The sequence below is a fragment of the Kaistia algarum genome, assembly GCF_026343945.1.
Classification (GTDB): Bacteria; Pseudomonadota; Alphaproteobacteria; order Rhizobiales; family Kaistiaceae; genus Kaistia; species Kaistia algarum.
Genome location: NZ_JAPKNJ010000001.1, coordinates 896,031 through 912,566 on the forward strand (window position 1 = coordinate 896,031; position 16,536 = coordinate 912,566).

A 16,536-nucleotide genomic window follows, 5' to 3' on the forward strand; every position below is an offset into this window, starting at 1 on the left:
CGCCCCGGAACGGGGATTTCCCACCCGCTCCGGGGCGCCGGGCGATCGTCAGCGGCGGGAGGCACCGGCCTGACTGATCGCGACGGCGAGAATAATGATGCCGCCTCGGGCGATCAGCTGCTGGCTGTATTCCAGCCCCCAGAGGATGAGGCCATTGTTGATGACGCCGATCATCAGCGCGCCGAAGATCGAGCCGATCACGGTGCCGCGTCCGCCGAACAGGCTGGTGCCGCCCAGCACGGCCGCGGCGATCACCGATAGCTCGTCGCCCTCGCCGACCTGAAAGCGGCCCGATTGCAGGCGGCCCGCATAGAGCATACCGGCGATCGCCGCGGTCGAGGAGGAGAGGACGATGACGCCCATCTTGATGCGAGTGGTGGCGATGCCGCTATAGCGCGCCGCCGTGCCATTGCCGCCGACGGCCAGTACCTGACGGCCGAACTTGGTCCGCTTGAGCAGGATGTGGCCGACGATGCCCATCGCCAGCATCCAGATCACGAGGCTCGGCACCGGACCGAGATTGCCGCCGCCAAAGATCGCCGAATAGGTCTTGGCGAGGATCGGGATCGCCGCCGTGCCGGAGATCCACATGGCGACGCCCTTGGCGATGCCCATCATGGCGAGCGTCGTCAGGAAGGTCGGGATCATCAGCCGCGTCGACAGCCAGCCATTCAGCAAGCCGACGCCGATACCCGTCGCAAGACCGGCGGCAACGCCGGCGACGGGGCCGGCCGCCGCAATGCCGAGCGCCGTCGTCACCGAGGCGAGGCCCGCCACCGCGCCGACCGAAAGGTCGATCTCGCCTGCCGCAAGTACCAGCGTCATCGCCACCGCCATGACCGCGATGATCGCTGTCTGCCGCAGGATGTTCAGGAGGTTGTTCGGATCGAGAAACCCGCGGTCATGCAGAGTCGCGGCGAAAAAGATGAAGATCGCGACGAAGCCGAAATAGATGATGTTCTGGCGCCAGGTGCGGCGGAACCAGGTCGAAATCCCACCGCTCGGGAGGGTGGAGGCGTTGGCGTCAGGCATTGTGCCCTCCCTTTTGCAGGATCATTTGCAGCCGCTGTTCGGCGCCGAGTTCACCCTCGCCCGGCTTGGCGATCAGGGCTGCCTTGTCGACGATGTCCACGACATGTCCGGCAGAAAGCACGGCGATCCGGTCGGAGACCGCGATGAGTTCGGCGAGCTCGGAGGAGATGAAGAGGATGGACTTCCCCTCCGCCGCCAGCTCGCGCACGAGACGCAGCACCTCGCCTTTCGAGCCGATGTCGATGCCGGCGGTCGGCTCGTCGAGGATCAGCACGTCCGGTTCGGTGGCGAGCCATTTGCCAATCACGATTTTCTGCTGATTGCCGCCGGAAAGGCTGTTGGCCGGTGCCTCGGGACCGGAGGTCTTGATCGCGAGACGCTGGATGATCTGCTCTGTCGTCGTGCGGCTGGCGAGGCGGTCGACGAAGATCGAGCGGCCGAGCCGCTTCAGGATCGGCAGCTCGATATTGGCTTCGATCGAATGCTGCAGGATGAGCCCCTCGCGGCGGCGATCCTCCGGTACGAGCGCCATCTTCAGCGCCTTGGCGGCCTGCGGCGTCCCGATCTCCACGGTCTCGCCGCGCATCGCGACCGAGCCCGAGGCCGGCGCCTCGAGCCCGAACAGCATGCGCGCCAGGCGGCTGCGGCCGGAGCCGAGCAGGCCGGCAATGCCGAGGACCTCGCCGCGATGCAGTTGGAAGCTCGCCCCGCTCGTCCGGCCGCGCGCCGTCAGGTCGCGCACGTCGAGCATGACTTCGCCGGAAGCGGTCGAGGCGGTCGCGAATTCCGAGAGGTCTCGCGTGGCCTTGCCCATGATGTCGGTGATGAGGGTGGCGAGCGTGTAGTCGCCGATCGGCCGGCTGTCGATCCACCGCCCGTCGCGCAGCACGGTCGCCGCATCGGCGATGCGGAAGATCTCGTCCATGCGGTGCGAGACATAGATGATCGCCCGCCCTTCCGCCTTCAGCCGGCGAAGCAGGCCGAACAGGATATCGACTTCGCCGGCCGTGAGTGCCGAGGTCGGCTCGTCGAGGATCAGGATCGAGGCGTCTTGCGACAGCGCTTTAGCGATTTCCGTCAATTGCTGCTGGCCGGTCGAAAGCTCCTCGACCAGCGTCGCGGGATCGACATCGACGCCCATCGACTGGAAGATCGCAGCCGAACGCTCCAGCATGGCCCGATCATCAATGAGGCCGGTTGCCGTCGTCGGCTCATGGGCGAGGAAGATGTTCTGCGCCACGGTCAGCGTCGGGACGAGGCTCATCTCCTGGAAGATCATGCCGATGCCCAGACGGCGGGCGAGCTTCGGATCGAGGCTCGGATGGCTCTCGCCACCGACCGTGATGGTGCCGGCATCGGGTGTCTCGACGCCGCGCAGGATCTTGAGGATCGTGGATTTTCCCGCGCCGTTCTCGCCGAGCAGCGCATGGATCTCGCCGCGGCGGGCCGCGAAGCTCACCTCGCGCAGAGCCTTCACGCCGCCATAGGTCTTGACGATGCCGTCCATGGCGACGGCAATGCCGCCGCCCGGCGCGAGGGTCGGGCTCATCGCCCGATATCCGTCCAGAGGCCGGTCTCGCCCGACTTCAGGATGGCGTCGGCGATCAGCGCGATCTTGTAGCCATCCTCGAAATTCGGCGAGGGCTGGGTGCCGTCGACGATCGCCTGGAAGAAGTCATGGCACTCGATGATCTTGGTCTCGCCATAGCCGATGCCGAGAGCCGGGATCGGCCAGAGCGCCGGGCCATAGGGATGGGCCGGACCGGAATAGACCGTGCGGAAGCCGCGCGCGTCGCCCGGATCGTCGGCGAACATCACCTGCAGCTCGTCGCGGCGCTCATAGTTGAAGAAGATCGAGCCTTTGGTGCCGTGGATTTCGAGAGTGATGAAGTTATTGCGGCCAAAGGCGTTGCGCGTCGCCTCGATCGAGCCGATGGCACCGCCCTCGAACTTGATCATCGTCATCATCTCGTCGTCGACATCGACGGCGCCGCGTTCGGCATTCTTGTCGCCGCCGCCGACGCCGAGCTTGTCGACACCGCCACTCTGCTTGGGACGGCTCGCGACCCATGTGCGCGTGAGCGCGTTGACCGAGGCGACCTCGCCGACGAGATAGCGGGCGAGGTCGATCACATGGGTGCCGATGTCGCCGACGGCGCCCGAACCGGCGACCGCCTTCTGAAAGCGCCAGGACAGCGGCGAATTCGGATCGGCCGACCAATCCTGCAGATAGGTGCCGCGGAAATTCAGGATCGTGCCGATGCGGCCTTCGTCGATATATTTGCGGGCGAGCGCCACGGCCGGCGTACGGCGATAATTGAAGGCGACCATGTGGACGACCTTGGCCGCCGTGACGGCTTCGAGCATCGTCTTGGCTTCGGCGCCGGTGCGGGCCAGCGGCTTCTCGGAGATGATGTGCTTGCCGGCCGCCGCGGCCGCGATGGCGATCTCGGCATGGCTGTCATTGGGCGTGCAGATATCGACGACGTCGATGTCGCGGCGGGCGACGACGGCGCGCCAGTCGGTCGACGCCTCCTCGAAGCCATAGCGGTCGCGGGCCTGCGCCGCGCCCTCGGCCGAAACTTCGACCACGACCTTGCGGACGGGAACGGCGGGCGCCGGCCAGAAGAACATCGGCATCGCCGCATAGGCCATGGCATGCGCCTTGCCCATGAAGCCGCCGCCGATCATCGCCACGTTGAGTTTTTTCATGACATCACCCGCTGAAAAAGCGCTGGTTCGCTGGAAAGAGAAGATCGGTCCGCCCCGGCCATGCGGCGGGACGGACCTTCCGTTTCTGGGCTCGAGGCTTACTGCATCGAGCTCTTGACGCTGTCCGGCGCGTCGGCGTGATAGACCTGCTGCCAGGCGTCGAGCAGATTGGCCTTCTCGACGGGCAGGGCCGGCAGCGCCACATAGGCCGGGGCTTCCTTGCCGAGCAGGCCGTAGCCGGCGAGCTTCGCCTCGGTCACGCCCTGATCGAACGGACGCTGCGCGCCCAGGCCCTTCACGAAGCCGCCGCTTGCCATGCTGATCGCGACATTGGCGCCGAGATCGATGGTGGTGATGACGAGATCGTCGCGGCCGTTGGAGCGCGCGGCGGCGATGACGCCTTCGGCGGGAACGTCCCACACGGCCCAGATCCCCTTGAGGGTCGGGTTGGCGACCATCATCGCGGAGGCGGCCTTCTCGGCATCACCGGCGAAGTCCGGTCCGCCAATGCCCTGCTCAGCGACGATCTTGATGTCCGGATAGGATTCCTGGATCGTCTTCTTGAAGGCTTCGTAGCGCTGCTTGGTAACGAAGAAATCGGCGGCGTGGAAGACGATGCCGATATCGCCCTTGCCGCCCAGCGACTTCGCCATCAGGTGGGCCGAGGCGACGCCGTTACCATAATTGTCAGCGGAAACGACCGAGACGTAGTCCTTGCCCGGCTTGAAGCCGGCCGGGACGTTGTCCATGAACACGAGCTTGACGCCCGCATCGGCCGCTGCCTTGTAGGCGCCGGCGGTCGCTGCCGGATCGGTCGGGATCGAGACGATGATGTTCGGCTTCTGCGCCATGATGGTCTCGATGTCGGAGACCTGCTTGGCGGCGTTGAAGCCAGCATCGGTCACGGCGATCACGTCGATGCCCATGGCGGCGAACTGGGTCTTCAGGCCGTTGATCTGGGCCTGCGACCAGTCATTGCCGCCATAATGCATGACGATCGCGGCCTTGGCCTTCATGTCCTTGATCTTGCCGAGTTCGGCGTCGGAGAGCTGGACGGTCGAGGCCGAGACGGGCTCCTCGCCATTGGGGCCCTTGCTCAGCGTCTGCTGCGCGAGCTTGGCCAGCGCCTCGTCGGGCGACTGGGCGAAGGATGGCGCCGCGAAGGCAGCCGACATCGTCAGGGCGGCGAGAATCGCCACCTTCTTCAGGTTTTTCATGGCTTTAGCTCCTCCAGGATGATCCGGTCGCCCTCTTACGCGGCCGGCAGTTTAGTCAGGCGAGTTGACGCTCGATGAAGCGACGGCTGCGCTCGGCGCCGTCCTTCGGATCCGGCCAGCTGTCGAGTTCGGCGGTGATCCAGCCGGAATAGTTCTGTTCCTTCAGCGCCGCGATCACGGCGCCATTGTCGAGGTCGCTCTCGTCGAGCGGGGTGAAGGCGAAAGGCTCGCGCTGGAGACCCTTCAGATGGACATAGGTGACGCGGTCCTTGAACTCGCGGACCTGCGCCGCCGGATCGCCACCGGCCGCCGCGAGATGGGCGGTGTCGGGGCAGAAGCCGATCGACGTATGGCGGAATATTTCCGTCACCGCTTCCGGCCCTTCGACGATCGTCGACAGATGCGGATGATAGTGAGCAGCAAGGCCGGCCCGCTTGGCGATGTCGACGACCTGTTCGAGGCCGGCGCCGAGCTTCTCGATGTCGCCCGGGCGAATGCCCTTGGCGCGCTTGGCGCCGCCGCCGACCACGAGATGGATGGCGCCCAGTTCGGCGGCAAGGCCCGCGACGGTCTCGATTCGCGCCAGTTCTTCCGGCAGAATGTCGTCGAAGATGAAGTTGGCGCCGGAATAAGCGGCGATCAGCTTGACGCCGGCCCCGTCGAGGACGGCGTTCAGATCGGCCTTGCGATCCGCATAGTCCAGCAGATTGCCGTCGAAGAGTTCGGTACCGGCATAGCCAGCCGCGCCGATGTCGCGGATCGCGACGGCCATGTCGGCGAAGGTGCGGTAGGTCAGCTGTGTGATCGAGGTGACGCCCACCGCATTGCCGCCTAGCGGACCCCAGCAATTGGCATGATAGGCGAGTTGAACGGCCATAATTCGCTTCCTCCGGGCATGGCGCCAGCGATCCGAGAAACGGTCCCCCGTCGCGGCCAAGCCTCTGGTTTTGAAAGTCTTTCCTCCGGCGGCACTCCTTCCGCCGGCTGCGTTTCTGCCGCTCATCACCGCCAAGGTCAAACGATTTGCATGCAGAAGGCCAGCTACTTTTGCCGGAATATTCCAAAAGTATCTTGTCAGGCAGTCGCTTAGGCGGCACTGTGGTCCGGCTTCGGAGGAGGCGGCGGGCGGATGAAGACCGATGTGATTCTTGACGACGGGGCTGTGGAGCCCACGTCCCGGCGCAGCGTCGGCCGGCCGCGTACGCTGGACGCGGCTCCGGCAAGCCTTGCGCAGGTGCTGGCGCTGATCCGCGACGACACCGCCAACACACGACCCGATCTGGAGGCCGCATCGGGCCTCAGCCGCGCCGTCGTGGTCGACCGACTGGCCGCCCTCACCACGCTGGGACTGATCGAGGAAGCCGGCACCGGCCGCTCGACTGGTGGCCGGGCGCCCAAGCGGCTTTCCTTCCGTGCCGATGCGGGCGCCCTGCTCGTCGCCACGATCGATCGCTCCTCGATTGCGGTCGGCGTCGCCGACCTTCGTGGGCAGGTTCTGGCCGAGCATCATGAAGCGGCCGATTTCAGCGCCGGCCCTCTCGCCATCCTCGACCGACTGACGACGCTGTTCCTATGGCTGATGGAGGAACAGGGCGGTAAGGAGCGGATCTGGGGCGTCGGCCTCGCCCTCCCCGGCCCCGTGGAACCCGGCGCCGCCACCGCGTCGGCGGATCTCGGCGACGAGTGGACCTCGCTCGACCTCGCTTCCGAACTCGCCTACCGCACCGGCGCGCTCGCCTTCATCCGCAGCGGCACGGAGATGATGACCGTCGGCGAACTCAAGGCCGGCGATGGCGCAAGCGACATGCTCTACGTCAAGCTTGGCCGCAGCATCGGCGCCGGCATCGTCATCGGCGGCCATCTGCACCGCGGCGTCCAGGGAGCGGCCGGACTGATCGGCCATGTCCAGACGTCGGAGACCAGCGCCGCCATCTGCCGATGCGGGAAGCGCGGTTGTTTGGAATCGATCGTCGGCTCGGACGCCGTCGCCCGAGACGGCCGCGCCGGGGCCGAGCGCGGCGAGAGCCGCTATCTCGCCGAGGCGCTGGCTCGCAGCGGCGACGTGACAGCCGCCGATGTCGCGAACGGCGCCCATCTCGGCGACGCCTTCTGCGCTGATCTCGCCGCTCGCTGCGGCCGACTGGTCGGCGAAAGCCTCGCCCCCTTCGCAAACCTTTTGAACCCCTCGCTCATCGTCATTGGCGGCGGCATGGTGCAGGCAGGCGACATCTTGCTCGCCGCCGTGCGCGAGGCAGTCTATCGCGACGCTCATCCGATGGTGACGCGGGATTTGAGGATCATGCGCTCGCGCATCGGCGGCTCGGCAGGTCTCCTCGGCGCGGCGCAAGTCGCGGCCGACGAATTGTTCCGCCCCGAGACGTTGCAGCGCTGGATTCCCTATGGCTCGCCCAGACGGCTGCCGGAGATCACGGAGCGCGCCGCCGCCGCGCGCGCGCGCCACCGCCTGAAGATTGCGGAGCGGCTCACCGCGCCGCCGCCGGCACCACCTGCCGGCATGTGAAGCCAACGGGACGCCAGAGCCCGAACGCCAATGAGATGGGAGGAGACATGAGTTTCGCAGGCCTCGGACCGCATGGCGAGCGTGCCACGCCAGCCGATCGCATCGCGCTGACCGAGGAAGACGCCGCCGCCGCACGTGCCGGGCGCTTCAACCTCGCCGTCGTCCTGCACACGACGACAAGCGACTGGTCGCGGCAGGAGCTCGCCGGCATCGTCACCGCGCTCGGCTCACATGGCGCCGCGGTGGTCGAGGTGGCCGATTGCGGCTTCGACAGCGACCAGCAGAACCGCGAATTGCGCCGCCTGGCCGCCACGAACGTCGATGCGGTGATCAGCATTCCGATCGGCAACGCCGTCGTGGCCCAGGCCCATCGCGCCGTCGCCCATGCCGGCAAGAAACTGATCCTGCTCGACAATGCGCCGACCGGACTCATCCCGGGCGCGGATTATGCCGGCGTCGTCTCCTGCGACAATTTCGGGCTCGGGGCGATCGCGGCCGAATTGCTGTCGCCCTATCTCCCGGAGGAAGGCGTCGCCGGCATCCTGACCTATGGCGTCGATTTCTTCGCCACTAAGGAGCGCGAGATCGCCTTCCGCAAATGGATCGACCAGAACCGGCCCGACGTGACGCTGGTGCGGGCGAAATTCCAGACGATCGAGGAAACCGGCCCGGCCTTCGACCGGCTTCTGGCCGAAAACGACGATCTCGACGGCATCTTCGTCGCCTGGGACGTTCCCGCTGTTAAGACGGTCGGCGCCATCCGCGGCCGTCGTCGCTCACTGCCGATCACGACCGTCGATCTCGGCCAGGAAGTCGCCCAGCATCTGGCTGCCGGCGGCCCGGTCAAGGGCGTCGCGGCGCAACGGCCCTATGAGCAGGGGATGGCCGCCGGCAATGCCGCGCTCCTCGCGCTCATCGGCCGCCAGCTGCCCTCCTGGATCGTGCTGCCCGGCTTCCCCGTGACCAAGGCGAATGTCGTCGAGGCCTATCAGGTGGTCTGGCACGCGCCTGCGCCGGCCGGGCTGCTGCGAGCCCGCCGCGATCCCTGAGGTGGAGCCGTTGCTATTCGATCACCTCGAAGGAGGAGAGATATTTGTCGGAGAGTGTGATGCCGAGGCCGGGGACGTCGTCGCGAAGGTTGATGAAGCCGCGCTCAGGCAACGGATCGCCCTCGAACAGATAATAGAACAGCTCGTTGCCGACCTCGACCTCGTTGACCGGGAAGAACTCCGAGATCGGGCAGTTAAGATTGGCCATGGTCAGGTGATAATTGTGCATCTGGCCAGCATGGGGAATGACCGGGACCTGATAGGCCTCGGCCAGCATGTTGATCTTCTGCGCCGCCGTAATGCCGCCGACCCGGTTGGTGTCGTACTGGATGACGCTCACCGCCTCGGCATCGAGAAGCTGCTTGAAGCCGAACAGCGTGAACTCATGCTCGCCGCCGGAGATCGGGATCGGGCTCTTGCGGCGCAGGAAAGAATAGCCGGCGATGTCGTCCGGCAGCACCGGCTCTTCCAGCCAGCGCGGGCGGAATTCCTCAAGCCGCGGCAGCATCCGCTCGGCATAGTCGGTGGTCCAGCCCATATAGCATTCGATCATGATATCGACGTCGTCGCCGACGACTTCGCGGACGGTGCGGATCAGGTCGATGTTCTTGCGCATGCCGGCCGCGCCGTCGCGCGGTCCCCAGCCGAAGCGCAGCTTCATCATGGTGAAGCCTTCATCCAGATAGCGCTTCGCCTCGGCGGCGAGGCTGTCGAGCGGCTGGCTGTAGAGCTTGGAGGCGTAGACCGGGATCGCCTCCTTGGTTCGGCCGCCGAGAAGTTTGAATACGGGCTTGCCGACGGCCTTGCCCATGATGTCCCAGAGGGCGATGTCGATCGCCGAAATCGCGGCCATGCCGATTCCCTTGCGGCCCCAGGCGATGGTCGAGCGGTACATCTTCTGCCAGATCGCCTCGACGTCGAACGGATCGCAGCCGATGACCAGCGGCGCCAGATAGGCGTCGATGATCGGCTTGGCGATACGCGGGGCGAGGGCACAATTGCCGATGCCGACGATGCCGTCATCGGTCTCGACCTCGCAGACCAGCCATTCGTGAAAGCGGAAGGAACTCATGGAATCGCCGAGCCCGCTCAGCGCATCCATGGCGCTGGCGCTCAGATTGCTGCGCGGCGCGGCTGTGGGGCCGGTCCAGCGAAAGACGCGCGAGCGGATACTCTTGATCTTCATGCTATTTCCTCGGGCGGCAACGCTTAGTCGACGAAGGTTGTCCGGATCGTCTGTCCGCTCGCGGCCGACGCGTAAGCCGCCTCGACCAGCGCGAAGGTTTTCAGATTGTCGTGGCCCGACGTCGCCGGAACCGCGCCGCTATCGAGACAATCGAGCCAGTGGCGCTGAATGGCGCGAACGCTGTCCTGCGTGACCGTCCACGGCTCGGCGCCCCAGGAGACGGGTTCGGGCGTGACCGTCTCGCGGTGGGTACCGGCGGCATCCGTCCAGACGATCTGGTAGCCGGGATCGATACGCAGCGATCCGGCATCGCCGTCCAATTCCATCACCATCTGGGGAAACGGATCCGGATCGGGGCGGCTCGCATAAGAGATTTCGCAGACGCTGGTGGCGCCGCCGGCGTGCCCCAGCAATACGGTGGCGCGGTCCTCGCCCTTGATGCCGGGCCTCACCGACTGCGCGCGGCAAGCAACCGTCTCAGCCTCGCCCATGAAGACGCGCGCGACGTCGAGAACATGGATGCCGACATCGAGCAGCGAAAAGCGCTCGACTTCGGCGAGATAGGGCTGGCCGGCATAGATGTCGTAACCTGTCCGGAACGAGAAGCGGCCCCAGACGACCTTGCCGATCGCGCCCGAATTCACCAGTTCGGCGGCGCGCAGCAGCGGCGCCTGGAACCGGAAATTCTCATGCACCATCATCGGCAGGCCGGCGCGGTCGAGCGCCGCGACGAGTGCGCGCGCGTCCGTCCAGTCGGGAGCCAGCGGCTTCTGCACGATGACGGGCACGCCCCGGGCGGCGCAGGCCCCGGCGAGGGCGAGATGCGACGGGGCGGTGGTGGCGATATCGACGAAATCGAGGGACTCGCTGGCGAGCATCTCGTCGACATTCGTGTAGGCCTTCGGCACGCCGAAGCGCTTCGCCGCCGCCTCCGCCTTGGCGCGATCGATATCGCACACCGCGACGATGCTGACGCGTTCGCGAAGGTCGTTCCAGGCGTTCAGGTGATTTTGCGAGAAGAACCCGCAGCCGATCACGGCGGCGCGACGATGGGTCATGGTGGCGGTCTCCGGGTGTCGGTCAGGTCGCGGTGGATCGTCGGGCCTCGATGCCGGGCTCGATCCGGATCTGGCGGCGCGTCAGGCGGGCGAGGATGCGGGTGCGCTGGCTGTCGAGCAGCACGGCGATGAAGATGATGGCGCTGATCACCAGCGGATAGAGATATGGATTGGCGTTGAGCAGGACGAGGCCGTTCTGCACCGTCTGGATCAGGATGGCGCCGAACACCGAGCCGAGCACGCCGCCGCGCCCGCCGAACAGGCTCGTGCCGCCGAGCACCGCCGCGGCGATGACCGGGAACTCCTTCTGCAGGCCGAAGCCGGACGAGGCGGCGGCGACCTGGCTGAACGAGACGAAGCCGCCGAGGCCGGCGAGCGCGCCGCACAGCACATAGGTCGCGAACACCACGCGGCGGACGGGAATGCCGGCCTTGCGGGCGCCGTCGCGATCGGCGCCGATCGCATAGAGATAGCGGCCATAGGGCGTCCATTGCTGCACCCAGAGCGCGACGAGCAGCACGGCCGCCATGGTCCAGACCGCATAGGAAATGCCGAGGAAGCCGCCCTGTCCGAAGGTGAGCACGGGGTCGCCGGCAAAGACCATCTTGGTCTGCGACAGATGCAGCGCCAGGCCGCGGCCGACGAAGAGCGTCGCCAGCGTCACCACGAAGGCGGCGATGCCGAGACCGACGATGAAGAGGGCATTGATGGCGCCGAACAGGGCTCCGATCGCCGTCATCAGCGCCATCGCAGCCGGCGCCGGCAGATCCTTGAAATAGAGCCCGGCCACGGCGGCGCAGACATACATGGCCGCGCCGACGGAGAGATCGACGCCGGCCAGGAGCAGCACGAAGGTCATCCCCACCGCGACGATCGCCACATTGGCGGACTGCGTCAGGATGTTGGCGAAGTTCTGCACCTCGAGAAAGCGCGGGGCGAGGATCGCGAAAAGCACCACGACCGCCACGAACAGCAGGGCAGGGGCCGAACGCAGGATGGCGAGGCTGGCGCGGGTCGAAGTCGTCTGCATCACGCGGCTCCCTCTTGCCTTTGCATGGCGGCGCGCAGGATCGCGGCGCGATCGAGAGCCGGCCAGGTGAATTCGGCGACGATCTCGCCATGGGCCATGGTCAGCACCCGGTCGCAGACGCCGAGCAGTTCCTCGACCTCGGACGAGATGATGAGGACGCCGGTGCCGCGCTCGGCCAACTGGCGGACGAGGCCGTAAATTTCGGCCTTGGCGCCGACATCGATGCCGCGGGTCGGTTCGTCGAGAATGAAGACAGCCGGCTCGCGCAGCAGCCATTTGGCCAGCACGACCTTTTGCTGGTTGCCGCCTGAGAGGCTGAGCACTGGCTGGCGCACCAAGTCATGCGCCTTGATGCGGACCGATCGCGCGGCCTCGCTCGCATCGCGGTCGAGCGCGGCCCGCGGGATCGGCGCGGCGGCGTTGGAGCGAAGGTCCGCCAGCCGGGCGAGCTCGATATTGGTCAGCACGCCCTCGGGCAGCAGCAGCCCGTCGCCACGCCGGTCCTCGGTCAGGAAGGCCATGCCGGCGGCCATGCAGGTGCGCGGCGATCGCGCGCCGATGACCGTGCCGTTGACCGCCACCGTGCCGGAAAGGGCGGGGTCGAGCCCGAACAGGATGCGCGCCGTCTCGGAGCGGCCGGAGCCCATCAATCCGGCGATGCCGACGATCTCGCCGCGCATCACGCGGAAATCGAGGTTATGCACGATGCCCGGCTGCGTCAGGCCGCGCACGTCGAGCGCCACCTCCTTGCGCGGGGCGGCGGCGGAGCGCGGCGGAAAAAGTTCGGCGATCGGCCGCCCGAGCATGCTCTCGATCAGATGGCCGGTGGTCGCGCCGGCGGCCGGGCGGTTGTCGACCATGGTGCCGTCGCGCAGCGTCACGACATCGTCGCAGAGCCGCAGCACGTCTTCCAGGATGTGGCTGATATAGATGACGCCGAGGCCGCGGGCCTTGAGCTGGCCGACCAGCGCGAAGAGCCGTTCCGCTTCGCGCGAGGTCAGCGACGTCGTCGGCTCGTCGAAGACGATGATCCGCGCCTCGCCCGACAGCGCCTTGGCGATCTCGACGAGCTGCCGCTCGCCGGGCGCGAGGCGGTTGACCAGCATGTCCGGCGACAGGTCGAGATCGACCCGGCGCAGCAATTCGGCCGCCCGCGTCCGCATCTGCGCCTTGTCGATCTGCGGCAGCCAGCGGACCTTTCTCGGGAAGGCTCGCAACGCCAGATTCTCGGCGATGCTGAGATTCTCGAACAGATTGAGTTCCTGGTGGATGAAGGCGATGCCGGCGCGCGCGGCCTCTTTCGAGTTCGCGGGTGCGTAAGGCCTGCCGTCGATCGCCATCGTGCCGGCCGATGGCGGCAGCAGCCCGTTGATGATGTTCATCGTCGTCGACTTGCCGGAGCCGTTCTCGCCGATGACGCCGAGCGCCTTGCCGGCTTCCAGGGTGAAGGAGACGCCCTTCAGCACCTCGACGCTGAAGAAGCTCTTGCGCAGGCCTTCGACCTTGAGAAGCGGGGCGCCGCCCGCGCGGTCATTTGCCGAGCTCATGCTGCCACCCTGACCAGAATGCGGCTGCGCAGGGCATCGATGATGGCTGCCAGCAGGATGACGCCGCCCTTGACCGCGAAGACGATCGATTGCGAGAGGCCGAGCAGTTGCAGGCCCTTGTCGACGACCGAGAGGAAGAGCACGCCGAGGATCACCCAGGAGATCTTGCCGCGCCCGCCGAAGAGGCTGACGCCGCCGATCACCGCCGCGCCGATCACGTCGAGCAGCACGCGCTGGCCGAGCACCGGCGTGCCGGTCTCGAGGCGGCTGGTATAGACGATCGAGGCGAGGGCGGCGCAGAAGCCGGCGAGCACGAAGGCGATGATGATGACGCGGCCGGTCGGCACGCCTGAAACGGTCGCGGCGCGCGGATTGTTGCCGACGGCATAGAGCCAGCGGCCGAGCGTCGTGCGGCTGAGCAGCCAGTGCGCGGCAAAGGCGACGACGAGGCAGAGCATCAGCGCATAGGGAATGCCGGCGACGCCGCCCCGGCCGATGACCGAGAACGCGGCTGGCAGATCGCCGATACTCACGGATGTCGAGTGCAGCGAGGTGAACCAGATCGCGGCGCCGCTGAGAAAGGTCTGCGCCACCAGCGTGACCATGAAGGACGGCATGCCGAACCGCACCACGCAGAGCCCGTTGGCATAGCCGACCGCGAGCCCGATCAGCAGGAAGGCGACGAGCGCGACCGGCACGGCCAAGGCATTGCCGGCCAGATAGCCGCCATCGCCGGTCATCAGCGACGCGGCGACGACGCTGCTGAACGCCATGGTCGAGGTGATCGAGAGGTCGATGCCGGCGACGATCAGCACGAAGGTCTGGCCGATCGCGAGCAGCAGCAGCGGCAGCATCGCCATGACCACTTCGAGCGCCGTCTGGACGCTGACGATCTCGGGCGCGAACGGCCACAGGCACAGCACGTAGAGCGCCGTGAGCAGCAGCACCAGATACTCCGACGTGAGGAGGCGGCGAAGGAAGCGCCACATGACGTGCACTGGCCTCGTTGGAAAGAACGCGTGGGAAGAAGAGGCGCGGCAGTGTGCGGCCCGCCGCGGACGCAAGACAAGAGCCGCCGGGAACGCGGCTCAGCGAGCCGCATTCCCTTTCATCCGGCCTGGGATCGGCTGATCAGCCGTTGGCCTTCTTCCAGACCGCATAGCCCCACATCTTGTCACGGTCCTGATCGAGCGTTTCCTGCGTGATGACGAAGCCGGGGTCGAGCAGGAGCTTCGGCACGTCCTCGCCCTTGTTCATCTTCTCGATCGCGCCGATGGCGAGGTCAGCCTCATAGAAAAGGTTCTGGACGCCGCCGACATCCATGTAGCCGTCCTTGAGCGCCGCGTACTGGCCCTCGTCGCCGTCGAAGCCCGCGAACAGCACATGCCCTTCCTCGCCGGTCTTCTTCCACTTGCCGGCGATCTTGAGCGCCTGCTGGATCTGCGGCAGCAGGAAGTCGGACGAGGTCACGAGGAAATTGATGTCGGGATTGGCCTGCAGCGCATTGGTCAGGTCCGCGAACGCCTTGTCGGGGTTCCACTCGGTGGAAATGCGGGCCACGACCTCGATGATGTCCTTGTTCTGGTCGACGACGTCGAAGAAGCCGTCACGGCGCTGGATGGCGTTCTGGTCGCCAAGATCGCCGATCAGGATCGCCGCCTTGTACTTGCCGCCGGCCTTGCGCGCCTTGTCGACCAGCGCCTGCACGGTCGATTTCATGATGGCGCGGTTATCGGCCTGCACGGCGGAGGACTTGGCGTCGCTCTCGGCCGGCGGGCGGTTGAAATGCACCATCGGGATGCCGGCCTTGTTGGCCTCGCGGATCGCGGGGATGACGGCCTTCGAGTCGGTCTGCACGATGATGATGCCGGAGACCTTCTTCTGGATCATCGACTGAACCTGCTCGAACTGCTTGTTGTCGTCGAGGTTCGAAATCGATTCCAGCGGCGTGTAGCCGGCAGCCTTCGCCTTCTCCTTCAGCACGTCGAAGCCGGTCACCCAGAAGGGCGACTGCAGGCTGTCGAACATGATGGCGATGGTCTTCTCGTCCTCGGCGCGAACGGCACCGGGCAGAATGACGGTGCCTGCGGCGAGGATAGCCCCCAGATTGAAGGCGCGACGCGTGACGTTCATGGTTCCCTCCCTTCGATGAACCGGAATGTCCGGTCCGCAATGCGGGCCTCCGGCTAGGCCGCGCCCGACAGGAGGGACTCATAACGCCTTCAAAGTTGTTAGACAACTCCATTGGTGCTAAATTTGTTAGACAGGATACACGCCGGGTGCGAGCCTGAGTCCGGTACAGCAGGGGTTCTCTGATGTCTCAATCCAAGTCCGCCCCACCGGTTCGAGGCATGCTGGCGGACGAAATCGCGCAATATCTCAGCACGAAAATCCGCAGCGGCTTCTTCGCCTATGGCACCAAGCTGCCGACCGAGCACAGCCTGTCCGACCAGTTCGGCGTCAGCCGCACCGTCGTCCGCGAGGCCATATCCCGCATAAAGTCAGATGGTCTGGTGACATCCAGGCAGGGAAGCGGCGTCTATGTTGCGCATTCGGCGACGCGGCGCTCGTTCAAGCTGGGGGAGCAACTGGTCGACGCCGCCGACGTCCTGGCCCTGTTCGAGCTGCGCCAGCCGCTGGAACTTGCCTCTGCACGGCTTGCAGCCGCGCGCCGAACGGAAGACGATCTGGATAGAATTCGTAAGGCCCACGCCGCCATGGAGGCCACTAGCGACTGGAGCGAAGAAGGCGTGATCGCCGATCTCGCCTTTCATCACGAGATCTCCATGGCGACTGGCAATGCTTATTATGCTGATTTCATGGCGTTTCTCGGCGGCGCGCTACAGAATACCATTCGAGCCGCGCGATCGGGCAGCGGCCGGCCGGAAATCAAGCAGATCACCATCGACGAGCATGCGCGCATTCTGAATGCCATCGAGCAGCGCGACCCCGAATCCGCGGCCATTGCTATGTCGATGCATCTTCAGGGCGCCAAGGAGCGGATGTCTGACAAGTCCTAGTCTTCAGCTTCAGCTTCTTTGGAACCACTGGCTTCGTCCAGATTTGTCTGATGAATTCGGATCCCTGGAAGAGGCCGGATACGATCCCTCTTGCCACGCTTCCAGCGAGCGGCCCCGGAGCTACCGGTGGGACGCTCCGTCAGAAAATCGGATCCCGAAACACA

At 66.1% G+C, this 16,536-nt stretch carries 14 protein-coding genes; 3 read left to right on the forward strand and 11 right to left on the reverse strand.

The features are described 5' to 3' along the window. Positions 1 to 48 precede the first annotated feature (48 nt). From OSH05_RS04390 to OSH05_RS04410, 5 genes are all read right to left on the reverse strand, one after another. Positions 49 to 1,032 (reverse strand): ABC transporter permease, encoded by a 984-nt coding sequence (locus tag OSH05_RS04390; RefSeq protein WP_104217398.1) that lies wholly within the window; start codon positions 1,030 to 1,032, stop codon positions 49 to 51. After that, a complete protein-coding gene (locus OSH05_RS04395; protein WP_207778683.1) occupies positions 1,025 to 2,581 on the reverse strand; it encodes a sugar ABC transporter ATP-binding protein in 1,557 nt (518 codons plus the stop codon). The genes OSH05_RS04390 and OSH05_RS04395 overlap by 8 nt, the downstream gene beginning before the upstream one ends. Then, positions 2,578 to 3,744 (reverse strand): levoglucosan dehydrogenase, encoded by a 1,167-nt coding sequence (locus OSH05_RS04400; protein WP_104217397.1) that lies wholly within the window; start codon positions 3,742 to 3,744, stop codon positions 2,578 to 2,580. Before OSH05_RS04400 ends, OSH05_RS04395 begins: the two co-directional genes overlap by 4 nt. Before the next feature lie 98 nt (positions 3,745 to 3,842). Continuing rightward, positions 3,843 to 4,919 (reverse strand): substrate-binding domain-containing protein, encoded by a 1,077-nt coding sequence (locus OSH05_RS04405; RefSeq protein WP_266352348.1) that lies wholly within the window; start codon positions 4,917 to 4,919, stop codon positions 3,843 to 3,845. 97 nt (positions 4,920 to 5,016) lie between these two features. Next, a complete protein-coding gene (locus OSH05_RS04410) occupies positions 5,017 to 5,838 on the reverse strand; it encodes a sugar phosphate isomerase/epimerase family protein (RefSeq protein ID WP_266352054.1) in 822 nt (273 codons plus the stop codon). A gap of 252 nt (positions 5,839 to 6,090) precedes the next feature. On the opposite strand from OSH05_RS04410, the gene OSH05_RS04415 reads away from it, so the two are divergent. Then, positions 6,091 to 7,482 carry an ROK family protein gene (locus OSH05_RS04415; RefSeq protein ID WP_104217395.1) on the forward strand — a complete coding sequence of 464 codons (1,392 nt, stop codon included), beginning with the start codon at positions 6,091 to 6,093 and terminating at the stop codon, positions 7,480 to 7,482. Between the two features lie 47 nt (positions 7,483 to 7,529). After that, positions 7,530 to 8,531: a substrate-binding domain-containing protein gene (locus OSH05_RS04420; protein ID WP_104217394.1), complete on the forward strand. Its 1,002-nt coding sequence runs from the start codon at positions 7,530 to 7,532 to the stop codon at positions 8,529 to 8,531. A 13-nt stretch (positions 8,532 to 8,544) separates the two neighbouring features. Here OSH05_RS04420 and OSH05_RS04425 read toward each other — a convergent pair whose 3' ends face one another. From OSH05_RS04425 to OSH05_RS04450, 6 genes are all read right to left on the reverse strand, one after another. After that, positions 8,545 to 9,717, reverse strand: a complete 1,173-nt coding sequence (locus OSH05_RS04425) for an L-rhamnonate dehydratase (RefSeq protein ID WP_104217393.1) — start codon at positions 9,715 to 9,717, stop codon at positions 8,545 to 8,547. Between the two features lie 23 nt (positions 9,718 to 9,740). Then, complete coding sequence (locus tag OSH05_RS04430; RefSeq protein ID WP_104217392.1) at positions 9,741 to 10,775, reverse strand: Gfo/Idh/MocA family protein; 1,035 nt, start codon at positions 10,773 to 10,775, stop codon at positions 9,741 to 9,743. A gap of 22 nt (positions 10,776 to 10,797) precedes the next feature. Beyond that, positions 10,798 to 11,805: an ABC transporter permease gene (locus tag OSH05_RS04435; RefSeq protein ID WP_165801444.1), complete on the reverse strand. Its 1,008-nt coding sequence runs from the start codon at positions 11,803 to 11,805 to the stop codon at positions 10,798 to 10,800. Continuing rightward, entirely contained in the window at positions 11,805 to 13,352 is a 1,548-nt protein-coding gene (locus tag OSH05_RS04440) for a sugar ABC transporter ATP-binding protein (protein ID WP_104217390.1), read from the reverse strand. The genes OSH05_RS04435 and OSH05_RS04440 overlap by 1 nt, the downstream gene beginning before the upstream one ends. Further along, entirely contained in the window at positions 13,349 to 14,299 is a 951-nt protein-coding gene (locus OSH05_RS04445) for an ABC transporter permease (RefSeq protein WP_266352055.1), read from the reverse strand. Before OSH05_RS04445 ends, OSH05_RS04440 begins: the two co-directional genes overlap by 4 nt. Positions 14,300 to 14,483: 184 nt before the next feature. Then, the gene (locus tag OSH05_RS04450) at positions 14,484 to 15,485 is read right to left on the reverse strand and encodes a sugar ABC transporter substrate-binding protein (RefSeq protein WP_104217388.1); all 1,002 of its coding nucleotides are present in this window, start codon (positions 15,483 to 15,485) and stop codon (positions 14,484 to 14,486) included. A gap of 218 nt (positions 15,486 to 15,703) precedes the next feature. Here OSH05_RS04450 and OSH05_RS04455 point away from each other — a divergent pair, with 218 nt between their 5' ends. Beyond that, positions 15,704 to 16,372 (forward strand): FadR/GntR family transcriptional regulator, encoded by a 669-nt coding sequence (locus OSH05_RS04455; RefSeq protein ID WP_266352056.1) that lies wholly within the window; start codon positions 15,704 to 15,706, stop codon positions 16,370 to 16,372. Positions 16,373 to 16,536 lie beyond the last annotated feature (164 nt).